The following is an 18,396-nucleotide window of genomic DNA, read 5'->3' as shown; positions in this document are numbered from 1 at the left end:
CATGCTCAAACTATCAGGCGTCAGCAAGATCCACCGCGCGGGCGAAGTCCAGACCACCGCCCTCGACCGCATCGACCTCGACATCGCGGCCGGCGAATACGTGGCCATCACCGGGCCGTCCGGCTGCGGCAAGTCGACCCTGCTCAGCGTGCTCGGCCTGCTGGACGTGCCGACCGCGGGCGAATACTGGTTCGAAGGCCAGAACGTGGCCGGCTGGAGCGAGGCGCGCCTGAACGCGCTGCGCCGCGGAAAAGTCGGCTTCATCTTCCAGAGCTTCAACCTGATCGAGGAACTGTCGGTGTACGAAAACGTCGAGCTGGCGCTGGAGTACACCGGCACGCCCGCGGCCGAGCGCCGCCGCCGCGTGCAGGAGATGCTGCAGCGCCTGGGCGTGGCGCACCGCGCCGGGCACCGTCCCTCGCAGCTGTCGGGCGGCCAGCAGCAGCGGGTCGCGATCGCGCGCGCGCTGGTGGCCGGACCAAGCATGCTGCTGGCCGACGAACCGACCGGCAACCTCGACACCGCGCACGGCGACGAAGTCATGCGCCTGCTGCGCCAGATTAACGCCGACGGCACCACGGTGGTGATGGTGACCCACTCGCCGGCGCATGCGGCCCAGGCCTCGCGCACCCTGCACCTGCTGGACGGGCGCGTGGTGGTCGACGCGCTGCAGGCGGCATAAGGAGCGGATCATGAAGATCAACCTGCGGGATTTCCGCATCGGCTGGCGCCTGCTGGTCAAGGAACCGGCCTTTTCGGCGGTCGTGATCCTGGGCCTGGCGGTGGGCTTCTGCGCCTGCTTCCTGCTGCTCGGCTACGTGAGCCATTCGCTGTCCTACGACCGCCATGTGCCGCAGCGCGAGCACATCTACCGCCTGCAGCAGCGCTGGAACATCTCCACCGCCGACGGCAAGTGGAGCGACGCCGCCAGCCTGCCGGCGCGCGACGGCGCCATCGCCAGCGGCGTGCCGCTGCTGGCCAGCGGCTTCATTTCGCGCAGCATCGACGTCAAGATCGGCTCCCACGTGCAGACCATCAAGGTGGCCGTGGTCGACCCGGACTTCCGCCGCATCTTCCAGCCGAAGGTGCTCGCCGGCGACCTCGCCGCCGCGCTGGCGCGTCCCGACGCGCTGGCCCTGACCCGCGAGACCGCGGCCAAGCTGTTCGGCAGCCAGGACGCGCTCGGCAAGACGGTGGAAGTGAGCGGGCGCCCCTACGCGGTGCTGGCGGTGCTGGAAGACCAGCCGGCCGCCACCACCCTGCCCTACGAATCGCTGGCCGGCAGCACGACCACCATCTGGAAGCAGGAATACCGCCAGCTGGTCACCACCAACTGGGGCTCGTCGCACGGCCCGGTCTACATCAAGCTGGGCCCCGGTGCCGACCCGCAGGCGGTGGCCGGGAGCATCCGGCGCGCGATGCTGGCCTCGAATTTCTACGCGCGCCAGACGCCCGAGCAGAAGGCCTCGCTGAACGGCCGCGACATGATCGACTTCCGTCTCGGGCCGCTGGCCGAGGCCTACCTCGATCCCGACGTCAGCGGCGATTCCGAGACCCATGGCGACCGCAAGACCATCTTCGGACTGGCCGCGGTGGCGGTACTGATCCTGGTGCTGGCGGCCACCAACTACGTCAATCTCGCCACCGTGCGTACCCTGCGCCGCCAGCGCGAGATCGCGGTGCGCAAAGTGCTGGGCGCCAGCGCCGGCGCGGTCAGCCGCCAGTTCCTGGCCGAATCCGTGCTGGTATGCCTGATCGCCACCACCATCGGCCTGCTGCTGGCCTGGCTGCTGCTGCCGGTGTTTTCCGACCTGGTGCAGCGCAAGCTGGACCGCATGTTCACGCCGGCGTCGCTGGGCCTGTCCGTGCTGCTCGGCGTGCTGCTGGGCGTGCTGGCCGGCGCCTACCCGACCTGGTCGGCCTTGAGGGTGCGCCCGACCGCGGCGCTGTCCGGCCGCGGCAATGTCGAAACCGCCGGCGGCCTGTGGCTGCGCCGCGTGCTGACGGTGCTGCAGTTCGCCACCGCGATGGGCCTGACCGGCATGACCCTGGCCGTGGCCTGGCAGACGCGCTACGCCAGCAGCCTGGATCCGGGCTTCGATCCGGGCCCGCTGCTGGTGGTGCGCACCAGCGACGACCTGCGCGACGCCACCGAGCGTAGCTTCCGCGACGCCCTGGTGCGCCTGCCGGGCGTGGACGGCGTGGCCGTCACCGACTTCCCGGTCACCGTCAACTTCAACAGCACCGCGCTGCAGCGCGACGGCGGCAGCCCGATCGAGATCAACTGGTTCTACGTCAGCCCGGAGTTCTTTCATGTCTACGGCCTCAAGCCGGTGGCAGGGCGCCTGTACGACCCCTCGCGCGACAAGGTGGAAGACGAGGACAAGGTCGTGATCAACGAAGCCGGCGCGCGCAAGTTCGGCTTCGCCAGCGCCCAGGACGCGGTCGGCAAGACCATCCGCCAGCCGAACGGCAAGGACCCGATGCAGGTGGTCGGGGTGGCGCCGGACATCCGCCACCGCTCGGCGCGCGATCCGATGCAGCCGACGGTCTACTTCCTGTCGCCGCGCATCGGCACCTTCACCGTGCGCAGCGAACGGAACATGGAAGCGGTGCAGCGCGCCATCGAGGAAATGTGGCCGCGCTACTTCCCGAACGACGTGATCGACGTGAAGCGGGTCGCCAGCAGCTTCGCCCTCAGTTATGCCGACGACCTGCGCCTGGCCAAGCTGCTGGCGGCATCGAGCGTGATCGCGACCGCGATCGCGGCCTTCGGCATCTACGTGCTGGCCGCCTACAGCGTGCAGCGGCGCGCCCGCGAGATCGTGCTGCGCAAGCTGTACGGGGCCGGCACCACGGCGGTCGGCAGCCTGGTGATGCGCGAGTTCCTGGTCCTGATCGGCGCCGGCGCGCTGCTCGGACTGCCGCCGGCCTGGCTGGCGATGCAGAACTACCTGGCCGGCTTCACCGAGCGGGCGCCGATCGGCGCCTGGACCATCGTCGGCGCGCTGGCGGTGGCCGGCGCGGTGGCGCTGGGCTCGACCCTGCGCCACACGCTGGCGGCGGTGCGAATCCGGCCGGCGCTGGCGCTGCGGGAGTAAGCCGGCAGGTGCGGATCAGCAGGTGGGGCCGCAGATCTTGAGCAGCTCGACGTCGAACACCAGGTCCGTGTTCGGCGGAACTTTCTGGTTGCCGGTGGAACCGTAGCCGAGCACGGCGGGGATCACGATGGTGCGCTTGCCGCCCACCTTCATGCCCTTCACGCCCTGGCTGAAGCCGGGGATCACGTTGCCGCCGATGACGAAGTCGAACGGGGTCTTGCCGACGCTGGTATCGAACTGGGTGCCCTTGTTGTTGGCCGCGGTGGCGCTGTACAGCCAGCCCGTGTAGTTGACCAGCACGTAGCTGCCGTTGGCCGCTTCGGCGCCGGTGCCGACCACGGTATCGGTGATCTTGACGGTGGCGGCCGGGTTGGTCGTATTGCCGCTGCCGGCATCGCCACCGCCGCCGCAGGCGGTCAGGCTCAACACGGCGGCGAAGGCGGCGGCCAGCGGGAAGGACAACAGTTTCATGGGACTCCTTGGATCGATCGGGGTTGAATTGGAAAAACCTCGACCTTAGCAATGGGCCCTCATGGCTGTCTGTGCAGAATTTGTATGACTTTGTCGCCTTAAATCTCTACTTGTGTACCCAGTTCGATCACGCGGTTGGCCGGGATCTGGTAGTAGTCGGCGGCGGTGCGCGCGTTGCGTTGCATGAGCACGAACAGGTGCTCGCGCCACGGCATCATGCCCGATCCGGGCACCGAGATCACGGTCTGGCGCGCGATGAAGAAGGAGGTCTCCATCATCTCGAATTCCAGGCCTTGCAGGGCGCACAGGCGCAGGATGTCGGGGATGCTGGCCTCGTCCTTGAAGCCGTAAATGACGTTCAGCTGGTAGCAGTTGTGGCCCAGCGCCTCCACGCTCACCTGCTCGGATTCCGGCACATAGGGTTCTTCGCGGATGTGCACGGTGAGGAAGACGACGCGCTCGTGCAGCACCTTGTTGTGCAGCAGGTTGTGCAGCAGGGCGTGCGGCACGCCGTCGGTTTCGCCGCGCAGGAAGATCGCGGTGCCGCCCACGCGCGCCGGCGGACCGACGAACAGCGACTGCAGGAAGTCGTCGAGCGGGATCGCGTGCTTTTCCAGGTTCTCGAACACCAGTTCGCGCCCGCGCTTCCAGGTCAGCATGGTGGTCAGCAGGATCGCGCCCAGCAGCAGCGGGAACCAGCCGCCATGCAGCAGCTTGAGGGTGCTGGACGAGAACAGCATGATATCCATGATCATGAAGAAGCCGGTCGCGCCGAAGCAGAGCCACAGCGGCAGGTGCCAGCGGTAGCGGATCACGAAGAAGGTCAGGATCGTGGTGGCGAACATGGTCGCCGTCACCGCGATGCCGTAGGCGCCGGCCAGCTTGTCGGACGAGCCGAAGCCGATCACGGCGATCAGCACCACCGACAGCTGCAGCCAGTTGACGGCCGGGATGTAGATCTGGCCGATCTCGCTTTCCGAGGTGTGCATCACGCGCATGCGCGGCAGCAGCCCGAGGGCGATGGCCTGCTTGGTCATCGAGAAGGTGCCGGAAATGGTGGCCTGCGAGGCGATCACCGCCGCCATCGTCGACAGTACCACCAGCGGCAGCACGCTCCAGCTGCCGAGCTGGCGGAAGAAGGGATTCTCGAGCGCGTCCGGATGCGTGATCAGGAGGCCGCCCTGGCCCAGGTAGTTCAGGGCCAGCGACGGGAACACGACCATGAACCAGGCCAGCCGGATCGGCTTCTTGCCGAAGTGGCCCATGTCGGCATACAGCGCTTCGGCGCCGGTGAAGGCCAGCACCACCGCGCCCAGCGCGACCAGGGCGATGAAGCGGTTGCGCAGCATGAACTCGAAGGCGTGCAGCGGGTTCAGCGCCTGCAGGATGACGGGGGCCTGGACGATGTTGATCACGCCCATCACGGCCAGGGCCGCGAACCAGACCAGCATGACGGGGGCGAACCAGCGGCCGATGCCGGCGGTGCCGTGGCGCTGCACGCTGTACAGGATCAGCAGCACGACGATGGTCAGCGGCACCACATATTTTTCCAGGCCGGGGGTGGCCACTTCCAGGCCCTCGATCGCGCCCAGCACCGAGATCGCCGGCGTGATCACGCTGTCGCCGTAGAACATGGTGGCGCCGAACACGCCGATCAGCATCAGCACGTAGTGCCAGCGCGAGCTGCGCGTGACCGAGTTCAGGGCCAGCGCCATCAGGGCCATGATGCCGCCCTCGCCGCGGTTGTCGGCGCGCAACACGAGGGTCACGTACTTGAGCGAGACGATCATCGTCAGGCCCCAGAAGATCAGCGACACGATGCCCAGCAGGTTCGGCGTGTTCAGCGCCAGGCCATGGGCGGGGTCGAAGATGGTCTTCAGCGTGTAAAGGGGGCTGGTGCCGATGTCGCCATAGACGATGCCGACCGCGGACACGGTCAGCGCTGCGAGGCTGCTTTTCTTATGTTGCGCCGTCAAGATTTCACCATTGCTTGTTCTGGTGCGTTGCACAATAGAATAATGAACAGGGAAAGACAAGCGGAATTCTGTCTTCCAGGGGTGCTATTGTCTCAGCGAATGGGAAAATGGCAAGCTCGCCTGCAGGGCCGGGCCAGTTCGGGGATAATGTCGAGCCCTGTCTTTCTCCTGCCTGCTCATGCGTACCGGCATCCTTTCCGCCGCCTCGGCCTTCCTGTGCTGGGGCTTGTTCCCTTTGTATTTCCACGCCATCGGCGAGGTGCCGCCGCTGCAGATCCTGGCGCATCGCATGCTGTGGTCGCTGCTGTTCCTGTTGATCGTGCTGGCCGTGCGCCGGCAATGGGCCTGGCTCGACCTGGTGCGCCAGCCGCGCATCCTCGGCAGTTTCGTCGCCTCGGCCGTGCTGCTGAGCGTGAACTGGCTGATCTATATCTGGGCGGTCAACAACGGCCATGTGATCGAGGCCAGCCTGGGCTATTTCATCAATCCGCTGGTGAACATTTCGCTCGGCTACCTGCTGCTGAAGGAAAGGCTGCGGCGCGCGCAGTGGATGGCGATCGCGGTGGCGGCGCTGGGCGTCGCCTGGCTGACCTGGCAGGCCGGCACCGTCCCCTGGATCGCGCTGGCGCTGGCGCTGTCCTTCGGCGGCTACGGCCTGCTGCGCAAGACCGCGGCGCTGGGCGCGCTGGAAGGCCTGTCGTTCGAGACCATGGTGCTGTTCCCGGTGGCCGCCGCCTACGTGGTATGGCTGACCGTGCACGGCCAGAACGCCTTCATCAACACGGAGTCGACCAGCACCCGCCTGCTGCTGGCGGCGGCCGGGCCGATCACCGCGATCCCGCTGCTGCTGTTCGCCTCGGGCGCGCGCCAGATCCCGCTGTCGGCGCTGGGGCTGCTGCAATACCTGTCGCCGACCCTGCAATTCCTGCTTGGCGTGTGGCTGTTCCACGAACCGTTCTCGGCCGAGCGCCTGGTCGGCTTCGTGCTGATCTGGCTGGCGCTGGCGCTGTTCGCCATCGAAGGCCTGCTGCGCCGCCCGTCAACTGCCACCACCAAGCAAGCTTAAGCAACATCAAACCGGGGTCAGACTCCGATTTTTGGAAATTGCCCAAAATCGGAGTCTGACCCCGGTTTGCGATTTCTCAGTCGGGGAAAAATGTGCTCTGCCCCCGAATTTTTACAGTATCCTGTCGTCCTTATTTCTCAAGAATTCCCTATATCACATGGCCAATTACGTCTACACCATGAACCGCGTGGGCAAGATCGTCCCACCGAAACGCCAGATTCTGAAGGACATCTCGCTGTCCTTCTTCCCGGGCGCGAAGATCGGCGTGCTGGGCCTGAACGGCTCCGGTAAATCGACCCTGCTGAAGATCATGGCCGGCATCGACACCGATATCCAGGGCGAAGCGCGCCCGATGCCGGGCCTGAACATCGGTTACCTGCCGCAGGAACCGCAGCTGGATCCGGAAAAGACCGTGCGCCAGGAAGTGGAGTCGGGCCTGGGCGAAGCCTTCGAGGCGCAAGCGAAACTGGAAGCCGTGTATGCCGCCTACGCGGACGAAGACGCCGACTTCGACGCGCTGGCGAAAGAGCAGGAGCGCCTGGAATCGATCATCGCCGCGGCCGACGGCGGCAACCTGAACCTGCAGATGGAAATGGCCGCCGACGCGCTGCGCCTGCCGCCGTGGGACCAGAAGATCGGCGTCCTGTCGGGCGGTGAAAAGCGCCGCGTGGCGCTGTGCAAGCTGCTGCTGAGCAAGCCGGACATGCTGCTGCTGGACGAACCGACCAACCACCTGGACGCCGAATCGGTCGAGTGGCTGGAGCAGTTCCTGCTGCGCTTCCCGGGCACCGTGGTCGGCATCACCCACGACCGCTACTTCCTCGACAACGCCGCCGAGTGGATCCTGGAACTGGACCGCGGCCACGGCATCCCCTGGAAGGGCAATTACTCGTCCTGGCTGGAGCAGAAGGAAGCCCGCCTGAAGCAGGAAGAAGCGACCGAATCGGCACGCCAGAAAGCGCTGGCGAAGGAACTGGAGTGGGCACGCCAGAACCCGAAGGCCCGCCAAGCCAAGTCGAAGGCGCGCCTGGCCCGCTTCAACGAACTGAGCGAATACGAATACCAGAAGCGCAACGAGACCCAGGAGATCTTCATCCCCGTGGCCGAGCGCCTCGGCAACGACGTCATCGAGTTCAAGAACGTCAGCAAAGCCTTCGGCGACCGCCTGCTGATCGACAACCTGTCGTTCACGATCCCGCCGGGCGCGATCGTCGGCATCATCGGCCCGAACGGCGCCGGCAAGTCGACCCTGTTCAAGATGATCGCCGGTAAGGAGCAGCCGGACAGCGGCGAAGTCGTGATCGGCCAGACTGCGAAGATCTCGCTGGTCGACCAGAGCCGCGACGAGCTGGCGAACAACAAGACCGTGTTCGAAGACGTCACCGGAGGCGCCGACATGCTGAGCGTCGGCCGCTTCGAGATGCCGTCGCGCGCCTATCTCGGCCGCTTCAACTTCAAGGGCGCGGACCAGCAGAAGGTGGTCGGCAACCTGTCCGGCGGCGAACGCGGCCGCCTGCACCTGGCCAAGACCCTGCTGCAAGGCGGCAACGTCCTGCTGCTGGACGAACCGTCGAACGACCTCGACGTCGAAACCCTGCGCGCGCTGGAAGACGCGCTGCTGGAATTCGCCGGCAGCGTGATGGTGATCTCGCACGACCGCTGGTTCCTGGACCGCATCGCGACGCACATCCTGGCCTTCGAGGGCAACTCGCAAGTCACCTTCTTCAACGGTAACTACCAGGAATACGAAGCCGACAAGAAGAAGCGCCTGGGCGAAGAAGGCGCGAAGCCGAAGCGCATCCGCTACAAGCCGCTGTCTGCCTGATCAGTCGCATCGGCACCACAAAAGCTCCCCGCAGGGAGCTTTTTTTTCGCCTGCCGTCCGGTGCGGCCGGGGTTCCGGGCAATGCTGATACCTGGTTTTCGGAGTGCGCACGCGCTTATTTTTCGCGCGGAAATGGATCGGCCCAATTCCCATCTCATGTGTAGAATCGGGCGTCGTTGAGGTCGGCTTACGCCACATTCATCCATGACACGTTACCGCGATAACCGCGTTCCCGGCATGACGTACTTTTTTACGGTGCGGCTGCTGGACCGGAATAGCACTTTGCTGACGGACCATATCTCGGCGTTCGGCGAAGCCATGCGCCAGGCACGGATCCGCAAACCCTTCCACGTCGATGCCTGGGTGGTCCTGCCGGACCACGCGCACGCGATCTGGACCCTGCCGCCCGGCGACCATGACTGCGCCACCCGCTGGCGCGCCGTCAAGATCGCGTTTTCCAAGGCCCTGCACAAGACCGGCCTCGTCACCGCGAGTACGGCGGCCGACGCCACGATCTGGGAACGCCACTACCGCGACTACCGGGTCGGCGACGACGACGAGTACACGGCCCTGGTCGACTACGTGCACAGCAACCCGATGCGGCACGGCTTCTGCGAACAGGCGGCGCAATGGCCGTGGTCCTCGCTGCACCGCTTCGTCGCCGCCGGCTTCGACGCGCCGCAGGCGCCGCCGGGCCCGCCGCCGTGGATGCCGCCGCTGCATGCACCGGTACGGGCGCCGCTCTGAAACGGCGGCGCCAATAAAAAACGAGGCCACGAAGGCCCCGTTTTACCCTAGGAACTGAAAGCTACAACGTTCAGAAGTTGTAGTGCGCGCCGACGGTCCAGACGTTGGCCTTGGCGCCGATGTCCTTCTCCTTGCCGTAACGCTCGTATTCGGCGGTCAGGGCAACCTGCTGGTTCAGCTTGTACTCCACGCCCAGTGCACCGTAGGCGCCGGTGTCGCTGTCCTTGACGTTCAGGGCGGCGCTGTCGAACTTGCGCTCGCTGTGCTGGACGCCCAGCTTGCCGTAGGCATTGAAGCGCTCATTGATCGGCATGGTCGCCTTGCCTGCCACGTAGTAGCTGTTGCCCTTGGTGGTGCCGTTGGCGACGTCCTTGTTGCCGTAATCGGTGTAGCCGGCTTCAGCAGCCCAGGTCTGGTTGACCTGATAGCCACCGTAGATCTTGCCGCCGGTGCGGTAGTCATCCGTCTGGATGTTCTTCGACGTGGCGGCGCCGACGCCGACATAGGCGTGCGGCTGGGTGTCGATGGTCTGGGCCTGGGCGGCGGTCATGGCGGCAGCGCCTGCGATCAGTGCAACGATGAGCTTTTTCATATTCGGCATCCTTTACTTGGTTTGACTGGCTCGCGATGCAGGTTTGAATCGCGATGTGGTCAAGATATCAGCTGGCAAATGCTTAAGTCAGTGGCCATTTCGTAAGAACTGTAATCAGATGTAACTTAATGACCAGTTATTCATTAATAAAATGACCGAACATAGCGATAGATATGTATGAATTAGCCGATGTAACGAAAAGTCAGGTTGAGCCTCGGACCCGTCGGTTTTGCAGTCTTGTTGATCCCATGCAGCCAGTTTTGCTGCAAAGTACCTGCCATCAGTAACAGGTTGCCGTCGGCGAGATCGAATTTCAGTGTCCGCTTGCTGCGCTTGTGGCGCAGGATGAAGGTGCGGGTGGCGCCATAGCTGAGCGAAGCGATGGCGGGATGCGGTCCCAGTTCCGGCTCGTCGTCGCTGTGCATGCCCATGCTGTCGGCGCCGTTGCGGTAGTAATTCAGCAGCACGCTGTTGTAGCGGTGGCCGGTGGCGGCTTCGACCGCGCTGCGCAACTGCGCGAGCAGCGGCGTCATCGGCAGCGGCGCCAGGGTCAGGCCGGAATAGGTGTAGCCGGCTTCGCCATGCCAGGCCGTCAGGCGCGGCTGCAGGTGGCGCTTGCCGTACACCAGCACGGTTTCATGGCGCCAGTCGGTCTCGCCCAGCATGCGCGCGAAGACCTCGGCATTGCTCATCGGCAGAGGAAGTCGGGGCAGCAGCGCCAGTTCGCCATCCTCGATCGGGATTGGCTGCAGGCCCGTATCAAGAGAAAACAGATCCATTCAGACAATATAAAAGCGTAAAAGCTATGATGGCGGGATCCCATCGACAGGACATTTTCGCATGAACAAACGCCAGTTCCTCGGCGCGGCGGCAGCGGCCGGCGCCCTTCCGCTCGCCGGCCAGGCTGTAGGCGCTTCCCTGCCCGCGCCGCCGGATGGACCGGCGCTGCTGACGGTCACCGGCGCCATCGCCCAGTCCAACCGCGGCCCCTTCGACCCGGCGCTCGACCAGATGATGCACAAGCACGGCGTGAGCTTCCGCAAAGCCTGGGTATTCGACGACGCCGCGCTGCGCGCCCTGCCCGCGCTGACGATCCGGCCGACCCTGGAATACGACGGCAAGGCCCACGCGCTGCGCGGCCCGCTGCTGGTGGACGTGCTGGCGCGCGCCGGCGCGACGCTGGGGGACAAGACGGTGCTGGTGCTGCGCGCGGTGGACGGCTACAACGTCGAATTGCCGCTGGCGCAGGCGCGCGCGCGGCGTTTCATCGCCGCCACGCATGTGGACGGCAAGCCGATGCCGCTGGGAGGGCTGGGGCCGCTATGGGCCGTGTACGACGCCGACCGGGTGCCGGAGATGGCCAGGCTGCCGCTGGGGCAGCGGTTTGCGGCTTGCCCGTGGGCGTTGTATCACGTCGAGGTGCGCTAGGAACGACGAGCTGGAGGTTCAGGCGTAGGCTTCCGCCAAACTCATCACCCGCGGCGTGACCGCAATGCCGAAGTGCCCGAACAGGGTATCCAGCGCCGCCAGGTTGCCCGCGCATTCCTCGCTCTTCCAGCCCTTGAACAGGTCGGTGCCGTCTTTCTGGAAGTGCAGGTCGAGGACCTTGCCTTTGTCCTTGTGGACATAGCTCTGCTGATAGGTGTTCGTGAAACCCAGTTCTTGCAGCGCAGCCAGCATGGCGTTCGGCGGATTGTCGGGATCGGTAGCGAGGAACACGCCGAAGGTCTTGCCCGGCGGTTTGGCGGCGATATCGACTTCGTACACACCGGGTGCTTTGGTGACGCTGGTACTCTTCAAGAACAGCATGCGATCCTCCATGGTCGTAGACTATGCAGCTTATTGCACTATGGGAACTTTGTCACGAAACGCCGCTGATATTTTGCTCTAGTGCAACAATAAGCCAAGCGCGCTCCCGGCGACCAGGGCACCGCAAGCCAGCATGCCGATGACGAAGCCGGCTTCGCGCTTGGCTGGATCGCGGTAATAGCCCAGCGCATACAGGATGCGTCCCGCGCACCACAGCAGTCCGCCGGCCGCCGCCCAGGTATCGCCCAGGTAGATTGCGCACAACCACAGCGGCGCCAGCACCAGCGGCAATTGCTCGAGGGTATTGGCCTGCACCCGCTGCGCGCTCTGGAACGGCAGCGGACCGTCCATCGCCGGCGCCGGCACCTTGTATTTGGCCCTGGCCACACCGGCCATTACGCCGGTCCAGAAATACACCCCGAGAACGGCCAGGGTCGCCCATGCGGTCAGGCGCATGCTGTCTCCTTCATGAACAAGAAAAATTTATGCTTGGGCTGGCTTCCGGCGCCGCGCCAGGTCCCAGGTGGCGGCCGCCAGCGCCTCGTACAGCGCGCCGGTGGCCGGATCCCAGGCGTCGACGGCGGCCTGCTGGCGCGCCACGGTGGCGGCATCGCCGCGCGCGATCGGGCCGGACAGCGCGGTTTCCGGCCCCAGCCGGAACACATTCGCCAGGGTCTCCGTCGCCAGCGGCCGCGCCAGCTCGCGCGCCACGTCCGCCGGGATGCCGGCCGCCTGGTAGGCGCGCAGGGCGGCGTCGAGCACCGTGGTGAGGTAGTTCGAGGCGAACACGGACGCCGCGTGATAAACGGTCTTGGCGCGCGCATCGATCGCCACCACCCGCGCGCCGATCGCTTCGAAGGCCGGGTTCAGCACCGCCAGCGCATCGGCGTCCCCTTCGACGCCGCAAAAGGTGCCGTCGAAGGCATCGGCCACCTGCCGCGGATCGGCGAAGCTGCGCACCGGGTGCACGCTGGCGACCAGGGCGCCGGCCGCGCGCAGGGGTTCCAGTTCCGAGGAAGCCTTCGCGCCGCTGCAGTGGAACACCACTGCGCCTTTCACATCGACGGAAGCGGCCAGCTGCCGCGCCACCGCAGCGATGCCATCGTCGGAAACGGCCAGCATCCACACGGACGCCGGCCGCAGCGAGGCGACGGCATCGACCGCGCGGCCGGCGCCGATGAAGTCCACCGCCGCCTGCGCGCTGGCTTGCGAACGGGTCAGCACGTCCTGCACCGCAAACACGCCGCGCGTGTGAAACAGGCGGCCCAGCGTGCGGCCGACGTGGCCGGCGCCGACGATATTCAACTGTAAAACCATCAGAAGCGGGAGCCGGGCTGGCGCAGGAATTCGACTTCTTCCGGCGTCGAGGCGCGGCCGAGGATCTCGTTACGGTGCGGGAAGCGGCCGAAGCGCGCGATCACGCCGCGGTGGCGGTGCGCATAGTCGAGCATCTCGTCGAAGCCCGGATGTTCGGCGGCGAGGTTCGTGAACAGCTCGACCGCGCGCTCCTGCATCCAGGCGTCCTCCGCATGCTCGAAAGGCATGTAGACGAAGGCGCGCTGCAAGGGCGGCAGCTCCTTGTGCGCGCCGCTGTCGACCAGGTGTCTGGCCGCGGCGAGGGCCAGCGGATCGCCCTCGAAGGAACGCGGCGTGTTGCGGTAGGCGTTGCGGGTGAACTGGTCGAGCACGAGGATGCGCGCGAGGACGCCTTGCGGGCCCTCGGCATCCCATTCGCGCAGGCCGCCGGCGACCGCCTGGTCGATGGCCGTGCCGAAGATCCGTTTGATCTCGGCGTCGAAGGCGTCGCTCTTGACGAACCATTCGCGGCGCGGCTGGCCGGCAGTCTCGCTGCCGGGGGCGCCGAACCAGAAATCGCGTACTTCCTGGGCTTTCATCGTCATTTCCATGTCAGTTTCGTGCATGCGAGAGCAGGAAGCCATCCACGCCCTCGAAGCCGGAGAGCTCCGAGGCCAGCGAGGACAGCGGCGCGCCCGCGTGATTGGCCAGCGCCAGCGCCACGAAGCGCCACTCCTGGCAGCCCTTGTCGCTGCCGATGGTGAGCGAGCCGCCGGCGATCTCGTAGCCGCGCTCCAGCGCCGCCTTGCGCAATTCATCTTCCTGCGGCCGCACGCCGGGCTTGAAGCGCAGCGTCACCGCCACCGCCTGGCGCGAGGGCAGCAGGCTGACCGCGCGGTTCAGGTAGATCATGATCATCGCCGAGAAGAAGGCCAGGCCCATCGCCGCCATGTAGAAGCCGACGCCGACCATGATGCCGATCACCGACGAGGCCCAGATCGAGGCCGCGGTCGTGAGTCCGCTGATATTGAAACCCGAGCGCATGATCACGCCGGCGCCGAGGAAGCCGATGCCGGTGACCACGCCCTGGATCACGCGGGTCGGATCGACCAGGGCCACCGCCGCGCCATGCCCGCCATACCAGGAGTTCGGGTAGCCGGCGATGATGGTCAGGGCGCAGGAAGCCATGCACACCAGGCCATAGGTGCGCATGCCGGCGGCGCGCCCGTGATAGGAACGCTCGTAGCCGACCAGGAGCCCCAGCAGCAGCGCGCCGAGCAGGTGCAGCAGGACCAGCGCATTGGTCTGCAGTTCGGCCTGCGACCAGTACAGCTGGACCAGGTCCGCGAAGGTCAGCACGGAACCGGGCGATGTGGCTGGATTCAAGGCTGCTTCTTCCTCACCAGCTGCTTTTCGAAAGCGGCATCGTTCTTGGTGATGCGCTTTTCCGGCTGCGGTCCGAGGCCGTCGACGAATTTCACGAAGTCGTCCAGCTCCATCGGTGGGCATAGCGGCGGCGCGCCGGCCCGCTCGGCCAGGAAGAAGTGGCCGTCGCCGGTGCGCGCCATCGAATAGGTGGTGGTGCCGGTGCGCTTCTTGAGCCGCTCGACGGCGGCGCTGGCGCGGGTGGAACGGATACCGGCCGCCATTCAGATCTCCCGGGTACGTTGTTCGAGCCAGTCGCGCGCCGCGCCCTCGACCAGCGGCAGCAGGCGCGCGCGCACGCTGCGGTGGTAGTCGTTCAGCCACGCCACCTCGTCGCCGCGCATCAAGGACATGTCGATGCAGCGGGTGTCGATCGGGCACAGCGTCAGGGTCTCGAAGCCGAGGAATTCGCCGAACTCGCCGGTCTCGACGATTTGCGTGAGCACCAGGTTCTCGATGCGGATGCCCCAGCGTCCAGGGCGGTAGATGCCCGGTTCGTTCGAGGTGATCATGCCGGGCTCCATCGCGGTATGCGGCTCCGGCATCGCGCTCGGCGAGATCGTCTGCGGGCCTTCGTGCACGTTCATGAAGTAGCCGACGCCGTGGCCGGTGCCGTGGCCGTAGTCGATGCCGGCGGCCCAGATCGGCGCGCGCGCCAGGGCGTCCAGCATCGGCCCCCTGGTACCGCGCGGGAAGCGCGCCACCGACAGGTTGATCATCCCCTTCAGCACCAGGGTGAAGTCGCGCTTCTGCGCGGCGGACGGCGTGCCGACCGGGACCACGCGGGTGATGTCGGTGGTGCCGCCCAGGTACTGGCCGCCGGAATCGATCAGCAGCAGGCCGTCGCCTTCGATGGTCGCGCAGTGTTCGGGGCTGGCGCGGTAGTGCATGATCGCGCCGTTGGCATTGAAGCCGGCGATGGTGCCGAAGCTCGGGCTGACGAAGTTCGGACGGCGTGCGCGGGCCGCGGTGATCTGCTCGTCGATCATCACTTCGGTGAGCGGCGCGCGGTGCGGGTCCTGCAGCGTCGCTTCGAGCCAGGCGAAGAATGCGCACAGCGCCGCGCCATCCTGCTCCATGGCGTCGCGCACGTGGTCGGCTTCGGCCGGCAGCTTGCGCGACTTGGCGAAGGTGGTCGGGTTGATCGCCTCGATCACGCGCACGCCCTGCGGGACGGCGGCGCGCATGCCGGCGGTGACGCGGCGCGGGTCGAGCAGGAGGCTGCTCCCGGCCGGCAGCGCGGCCAGGGCCGGTGCCGCCTGCTCGTATGGCGCGATGCGCACGCCGTCCTGCGCCAGGCGCTCGCGCAGGGCGGCCGGGACCTTGCCCTCGGCCACGAAGATCGTCGCGCCGGACGCCTCGACCAGCGCATGGGCCACGAACACCGGGTTGTAGCTGACGTCGGCGCCGCGCAGGTTGAACAGGTAGGCGATGTCGTCCAGGGTCGAGATGAAGTGGCGCTCGGCGCCCAGCTTCGCCATCGCGTCGCGGGTGGCGTGCAGCTTGTCGGCGCGCGCCATCGTGGCGTACGGCGCCTCGTGCTCGAACACGGCGTCTAGCGGCAGGCCCGGACGGTCTTCCCAGATCTCGTCCAGCAGGTCGAGGTGGGTAGCAAGCTTGACGCCGCGCGCTTTCAAGGCGTCTTCCAGCAGCCGCGCCACCGCCAGGCCCAGCACGCGGGCGTCGACGGCGACGGTCTGGCCGGGCTGCATGGTCTCGGCCAGCCAGTCGATGTGCAGCAGGCTGGCGCCCGACGGGATCTTCATCAGGCGGATGTCGGTGCCGGCCAGCTCCTGCTCGGCCTGGGTATAGTAGCGGCCATCGGTCCAGACGCCGGCGAAATCCGCCGTGGCGATGAAGGTGCCGACCGAACCGGTAAAGCCGGACAGCCATTCGCGGCCTTTCCAGCGTCCGGGCAGGTACTCGGACAGGTGGGGATCGGCGGAGGGGACGATGAAGGCATCGACCTGGTGGCGCGCCATCGCGGCGCGCAGCCGGGCAAGGCGTTCGGCGCGCAGGCCGGTGGTGTCGTTGGCAGGCTTGGTGGCGGACATGGTTGCTGGCATATCGGGAATGCTGTTGTGTTGTGGATTCTCCAAGCTGCGTATGATACGCCCCTCTGCCCGGATGTGGCGCAGGCGCCTCATTGCGCAGGAACATCAAGCCAGCGATCTCCGTGAACCAAACGGAACGCGGTCAGTGGCGTTCTGACGCATAATCCAGGGTGAATTCTTTTTCTCACAATAAACCATGCAAGAACAGGATTTCCACTACACCCGCGCCCGCGACCTCCTCGCCCGCGCCGAAGAACTCGTCAGCGCCGACACCGTCCAGGCCGCCGTGCGCAATGTCGCCGAAGTGCTCAACCAGCGTTTCGACAGCGACGATACCGGCGCCTTCCCGCTGGTACTGGGCGTGATGGGCGGCGCGGTGGTGTTCACCGGCCACCTGCTGCCCCAGCTGACTTTCCCGCTCGAATTCGACTACATCCACGTCACCCGCTACGGCGACCAGGACCGCGGCGGCGAGGTGGTGTGGAAGGTGATCCCGCGCCAGAACGTGGCGGGCCGCACCATCATCGTGGTCGACGACATCCTCGACGAAGGCGAGACCCTGGCCCACGTGAAGCAGCGCCTGCTCGACATGGGCGCGGCCGAAGTGATCCTGGCCGTGTTCGCCGACAAGGAACTGGGCCGCCAGAAGCCGGTGCAGGCCGATATCGTGGGGCTGACCATCCCGAACAAGTTCGTGGTGGGCTTCGGGATGGATGCGCATGGCTACTGGCGCAACCTGCCGGGACTGTGGGTGATCAAGGACGAGGACAAGCAGTTGGAAGAAGCGCCGCCTGCTGCTGAATAACCATCGTTACCGCGCGCATTTGTCATCCCCGCGCACTGAAGACCGTCGTTCCCGCGCAGGCGGGAACCGAAGTTCGCCGCTCAGTGCGAACGCATGCAGCAACTCACCGTCAACTTGGATCCCCGCCTTCGCGGGGACGACGATGACAAGGTAGCTTACAAGGTAGCGCGGGAACGACGGGTCAGCAGCTCAGATTCAGCCGTTCACGCGCCGCCTGATACTGTTCCTTCAGCCGCTCCACCATCTCCGCCACCGTCGGCACATCGTCCATCAAGCCCACGCCCTGGCCCGCGCCCCAGATGTCGCGCCAGGCCTTGGCGCTGCCGGAACCGAAACTCATCTTGCTCTTGTCCGACACCGGCAGGTTCTCCGGATCCAGCCCGGCCGCCACGATCGATTTCTTCAGGTAGTTGCCGTGTACGCCAGTGAACAGGTTGGTGTACACGATGTCGGCCGCGCTCGAGTCGACGATCGCATCGCGGTAGGCCTCGCTGACGTTCGATTCCCTGGTCGCCAGCCAGCGCGAGCCGATGTAGGCGAAGTCGGCGCCCATCGCCTGCGCCGCCAGGATCGCGTCGCCGGTGGCGATCGCGCCGGACAGGGCGATCGGGCCGTCGAAGAATTTGCGGACCTCGCCCACCAGCGCGAACGGAGACAGGGCGCCCGCATGGCCACCGGCGCCGGCCGCAACGAGGATCAGGCCGTCGACGCCGGCTTCCAGCGCCTTCTCGGCGTGGCGGATCGAGACCACGTCGTGCATCACGATGCCACCGTAGGCGTGGACGGCATCCAGCATCTCCTTCGGCGGCGCGCGCAGCGAGGAGATGATGATCGGCACCTGGTGCTTCACGCACACGGCCACGTCGTGCTCGAGGCGGTCGTTCGACTGGTGCACGATCTGGTTGACGGCGATCGGCCCGACCTTCTTGTCCGGATGCGCTTCCTGGTACTCGGCCAGCTCGCGCTGCAGGTCGGTCAGCCAGACGTCCAGCTGCTCGGCCGGGCGCGCGTTCAGCGCCGGGAAGGAGCCGACGATGCCGGCCTTGCACTGCGCGGCCACCAGCGCGGGGCCGCTGGCGATGAACATCGGCGATGCGATGACGGGTAAGGAAAGGTGTTGCAGTACGGGAGGCAGCGCCATGGATGTTCTCGCAGACGTGGGATTGATCGGACCAGCTGCCCGATTATAGAATCAAAAAAGCACGATCGTGCTAGATCCCTGGCTCTAA

19 protein-coding genes are annotated in these 18,396 nt (G+C 66.2%); 7 read left to right on the top strand and 12 right to left on the bottom strand.

What is annotated here, in order from left to right:
- The first annotated feature begins 1 nt into the window (after position 1).
- Together AC3A6M_RS09190 and AC3A6M_RS09185 are read left to right on the top strand one after the other, a co-directional pair.
- Positions 2 to 682: an ABC transporter ATP-binding protein gene (locus AC3A6M_RS09190; RefSeq protein WP_487852415.1), complete on the top strand. Its 681-nt coding sequence runs from the start codon at positions 2 to 4 to the stop codon at positions 680 to 682.
- A 10-nt stretch (positions 683 to 692) separates the two neighbouring features.
- Complete coding sequence (locus AC3A6M_RS09185) at positions 693 to 3,101, top strand: ABC transporter permease (protein ID WP_487852414.1); 2,409 nt, start codon at positions 693 to 695, stop codon at positions 3,099 to 3,101.
- A 15-nt stretch (positions 3,102 to 3,116) separates the two neighbouring features.
- On the opposite strand, the gene AC3A6M_RS09180 is transcribed toward AC3A6M_RS09185, so the two are convergent.
- On the bottom strand, positions 3,117 to 3,572 hold the full coding sequence (locus AC3A6M_RS09180) for an FKBP-type peptidyl-prolyl cis-trans isomerase (RefSeq protein WP_487852413.1): 456 nt from the start codon (positions 3,570 to 3,572) through the stop codon (positions 3,117 to 3,119).
- Positions 3,573 to 3,670: 98 nt separating this feature from the next.
- Positions 3,671 to 5,548 carry a potassium transporter Kup gene (locus AC3A6M_RS09175; protein WP_487852412.1) on the bottom strand — a complete coding sequence of 626 codons (1,878 nt, stop codon included), beginning with the start codon at positions 5,546 to 5,548 and terminating at the stop codon, positions 3,671 to 3,673.
- 178 nt (positions 5,549 to 5,726) lie between these two features.
- Between AC3A6M_RS09175 and rarD the strand changes: the two genes are divergently transcribed.
- The 3 genes from rarD (at position 5,727) to AC3A6M_RS09160 (ending at position 9,186) form a co-directional block, all read left to right on the top strand.
- Entirely contained in the window at positions 5,727 to 6,614 is an 888-nt protein-coding gene (gene rarD, locus AC3A6M_RS09170) for an EamA family transporter RarD (protein WP_487852411.1), read from the top strand.
- Between the two features lie 157 nt (positions 6,615 to 6,771).
- The gene (ettA, locus tag AC3A6M_RS09165) at positions 6,772 to 8,439 is read left to right on the top strand and encodes an energy-dependent translational throttle protein EttA (protein ID WP_487852410.1); all 1,668 of its coding nucleotides are present in this window, start codon (positions 6,772 to 6,774) and stop codon (positions 8,437 to 8,439) included.
- Between the two features lie 204 nt (positions 8,440 to 8,643).
- Positions 8,644 to 9,186: an REP-associated tyrosine transposase gene (locus tag AC3A6M_RS09160; protein WP_487852409.1), complete on the top strand. Its 543-nt coding sequence runs from the start codon at positions 8,644 to 8,646 to the stop codon at positions 9,184 to 9,186.
- Between the two features lie 70 nt (positions 9,187 to 9,256).
- On the opposite strand, the gene AC3A6M_RS09155 is transcribed toward AC3A6M_RS09160, so the two are convergent.
- Together AC3A6M_RS09155 and AC3A6M_RS09150 are read right to left on the bottom strand one after the other, a co-directional pair.
- Entirely contained in the window at positions 9,257 to 9,778 is a 522-nt protein-coding gene (locus tag AC3A6M_RS09155) for a porin family protein (RefSeq protein ID WP_487852408.1), read from the bottom strand.
- A gap of 182 nt (positions 9,779 to 9,960) precedes the next feature.
- Entirely contained in the window at positions 9,961 to 10,557 is a 597-nt protein-coding gene (locus AC3A6M_RS09150; protein WP_487852407.1) for an alpha-ketoglutarate-dependent dioxygenase AlkB family protein, read from the bottom strand.
- A 61-nt stretch (positions 10,558 to 10,618) separates the two neighbouring features.
- On the opposite strand from AC3A6M_RS09150, the gene AC3A6M_RS09145 reads away from it, so the two are divergent.
- Positions 10,619 to 11,206, top strand: a complete 588-nt coding sequence (locus tag AC3A6M_RS09145) for a putative pterin-binding protein (RefSeq protein WP_487852406.1) — start codon at positions 10,619 to 10,621, stop codon at positions 11,204 to 11,206.
- 18 nt (positions 11,207 to 11,224) lie between these two features.
- Here AC3A6M_RS09145 and AC3A6M_RS09140 read toward each other — a convergent pair whose 3' ends face one another.
- The 7 genes from AC3A6M_RS09140 to AC3A6M_RS09110 all read right to left on the bottom strand — a co-directional run bounded on the left by AC3A6M_RS09140 (position 11,225) and on the right by AC3A6M_RS09110 (position 16,374).
- On the bottom strand, positions 11,225 to 11,587 hold the full coding sequence (locus AC3A6M_RS09140; RefSeq protein ID WP_487852405.1) for a hypothetical protein: 363 nt from the start codon (positions 11,585 to 11,587) through the stop codon (positions 11,225 to 11,227).
- A gap of 78 nt (positions 11,588 to 11,665) precedes the next feature.
- Positions 11,666 to 12,043, bottom strand: coding sequence for an MAPEG family protein (locus AC3A6M_RS09135; RefSeq protein WP_487852404.1), 378 nt, complete (start codon positions 12,041 to 12,043; stop codon positions 11,666 to 11,668).
- Positions 12,044 to 12,070: 27 nt separating this feature from the next.
- A complete protein-coding gene (locus AC3A6M_RS09130) occupies positions 12,071 to 12,904 on the bottom strand; it encodes a Rossmann-like and DUF2520 domain-containing protein (RefSeq protein ID WP_487852403.1) in 834 nt (277 codons plus the stop codon).
- Entirely contained in the window at positions 12,904 to 13,494 is a 591-nt protein-coding gene (locus AC3A6M_RS09125; protein ID WP_487852402.1) for a DUF924 family protein, read from the bottom strand. Before AC3A6M_RS09125 ends, AC3A6M_RS09130 begins: the two co-directional genes overlap by 1 nt.
- Position 13,495: 1 nt before the next feature.
- Complete coding sequence (locus tag AC3A6M_RS09120; protein ID WP_487852612.1) at positions 13,496 to 14,239, bottom strand: MgtC/SapB family protein; 744 nt, start codon at positions 14,237 to 14,239, stop codon at positions 13,496 to 13,498.
- A gap of 26 nt (positions 14,240 to 14,265) precedes the next feature.
- Positions 14,266 to 14,532: a hypothetical protein gene (locus tag AC3A6M_RS09115; protein WP_487852401.1), complete on the bottom strand. Its 267-nt coding sequence runs from the start codon at positions 14,530 to 14,532 to the stop codon at positions 14,266 to 14,268.
- Entirely contained in the window at positions 14,533 to 16,374 is a 1,842-nt protein-coding gene (locus AC3A6M_RS09110) for an aminopeptidase P family protein (protein ID WP_487852400.1), read from the bottom strand. It lies immediately after the preceding gene.
- Between the two features lie 184 nt (positions 16,375 to 16,558).
- On the opposite strand from AC3A6M_RS09110, the gene AC3A6M_RS09105 reads away from it, so the two are divergent.
- The gene (locus AC3A6M_RS09105) at positions 16,559 to 17,167 is read left to right on the top strand and encodes a hypoxanthine-guanine phosphoribosyltransferase (protein WP_487852399.1); all 609 of its coding nucleotides are present in this window, start codon (positions 16,559 to 16,561) and stop codon (positions 17,165 to 17,167) included.
- Positions 17,168 to 17,348: 181 nt separating this feature from the next.
- On the opposite strand, the gene AC3A6M_RS09100 is transcribed toward AC3A6M_RS09105, so the two are convergent.
- A complete protein-coding gene (locus AC3A6M_RS09100) occupies positions 17,349 to 18,308 on the bottom strand; it encodes an NAD(P)H-dependent flavin oxidoreductase (RefSeq protein WP_487852398.1) in 960 nt (319 codons plus the stop codon).
- Positions 18,309 to 18,396: the final 88 nt, after the last annotated feature.

The organism is Telluria sp. Soil_C_11 (assembly GCF_057657395.1).
The sequence above is the reverse complement of the archived record's forward strand: the minus strand, read 5'-3'. Positions and strand labels throughout refer to the sequence as shown.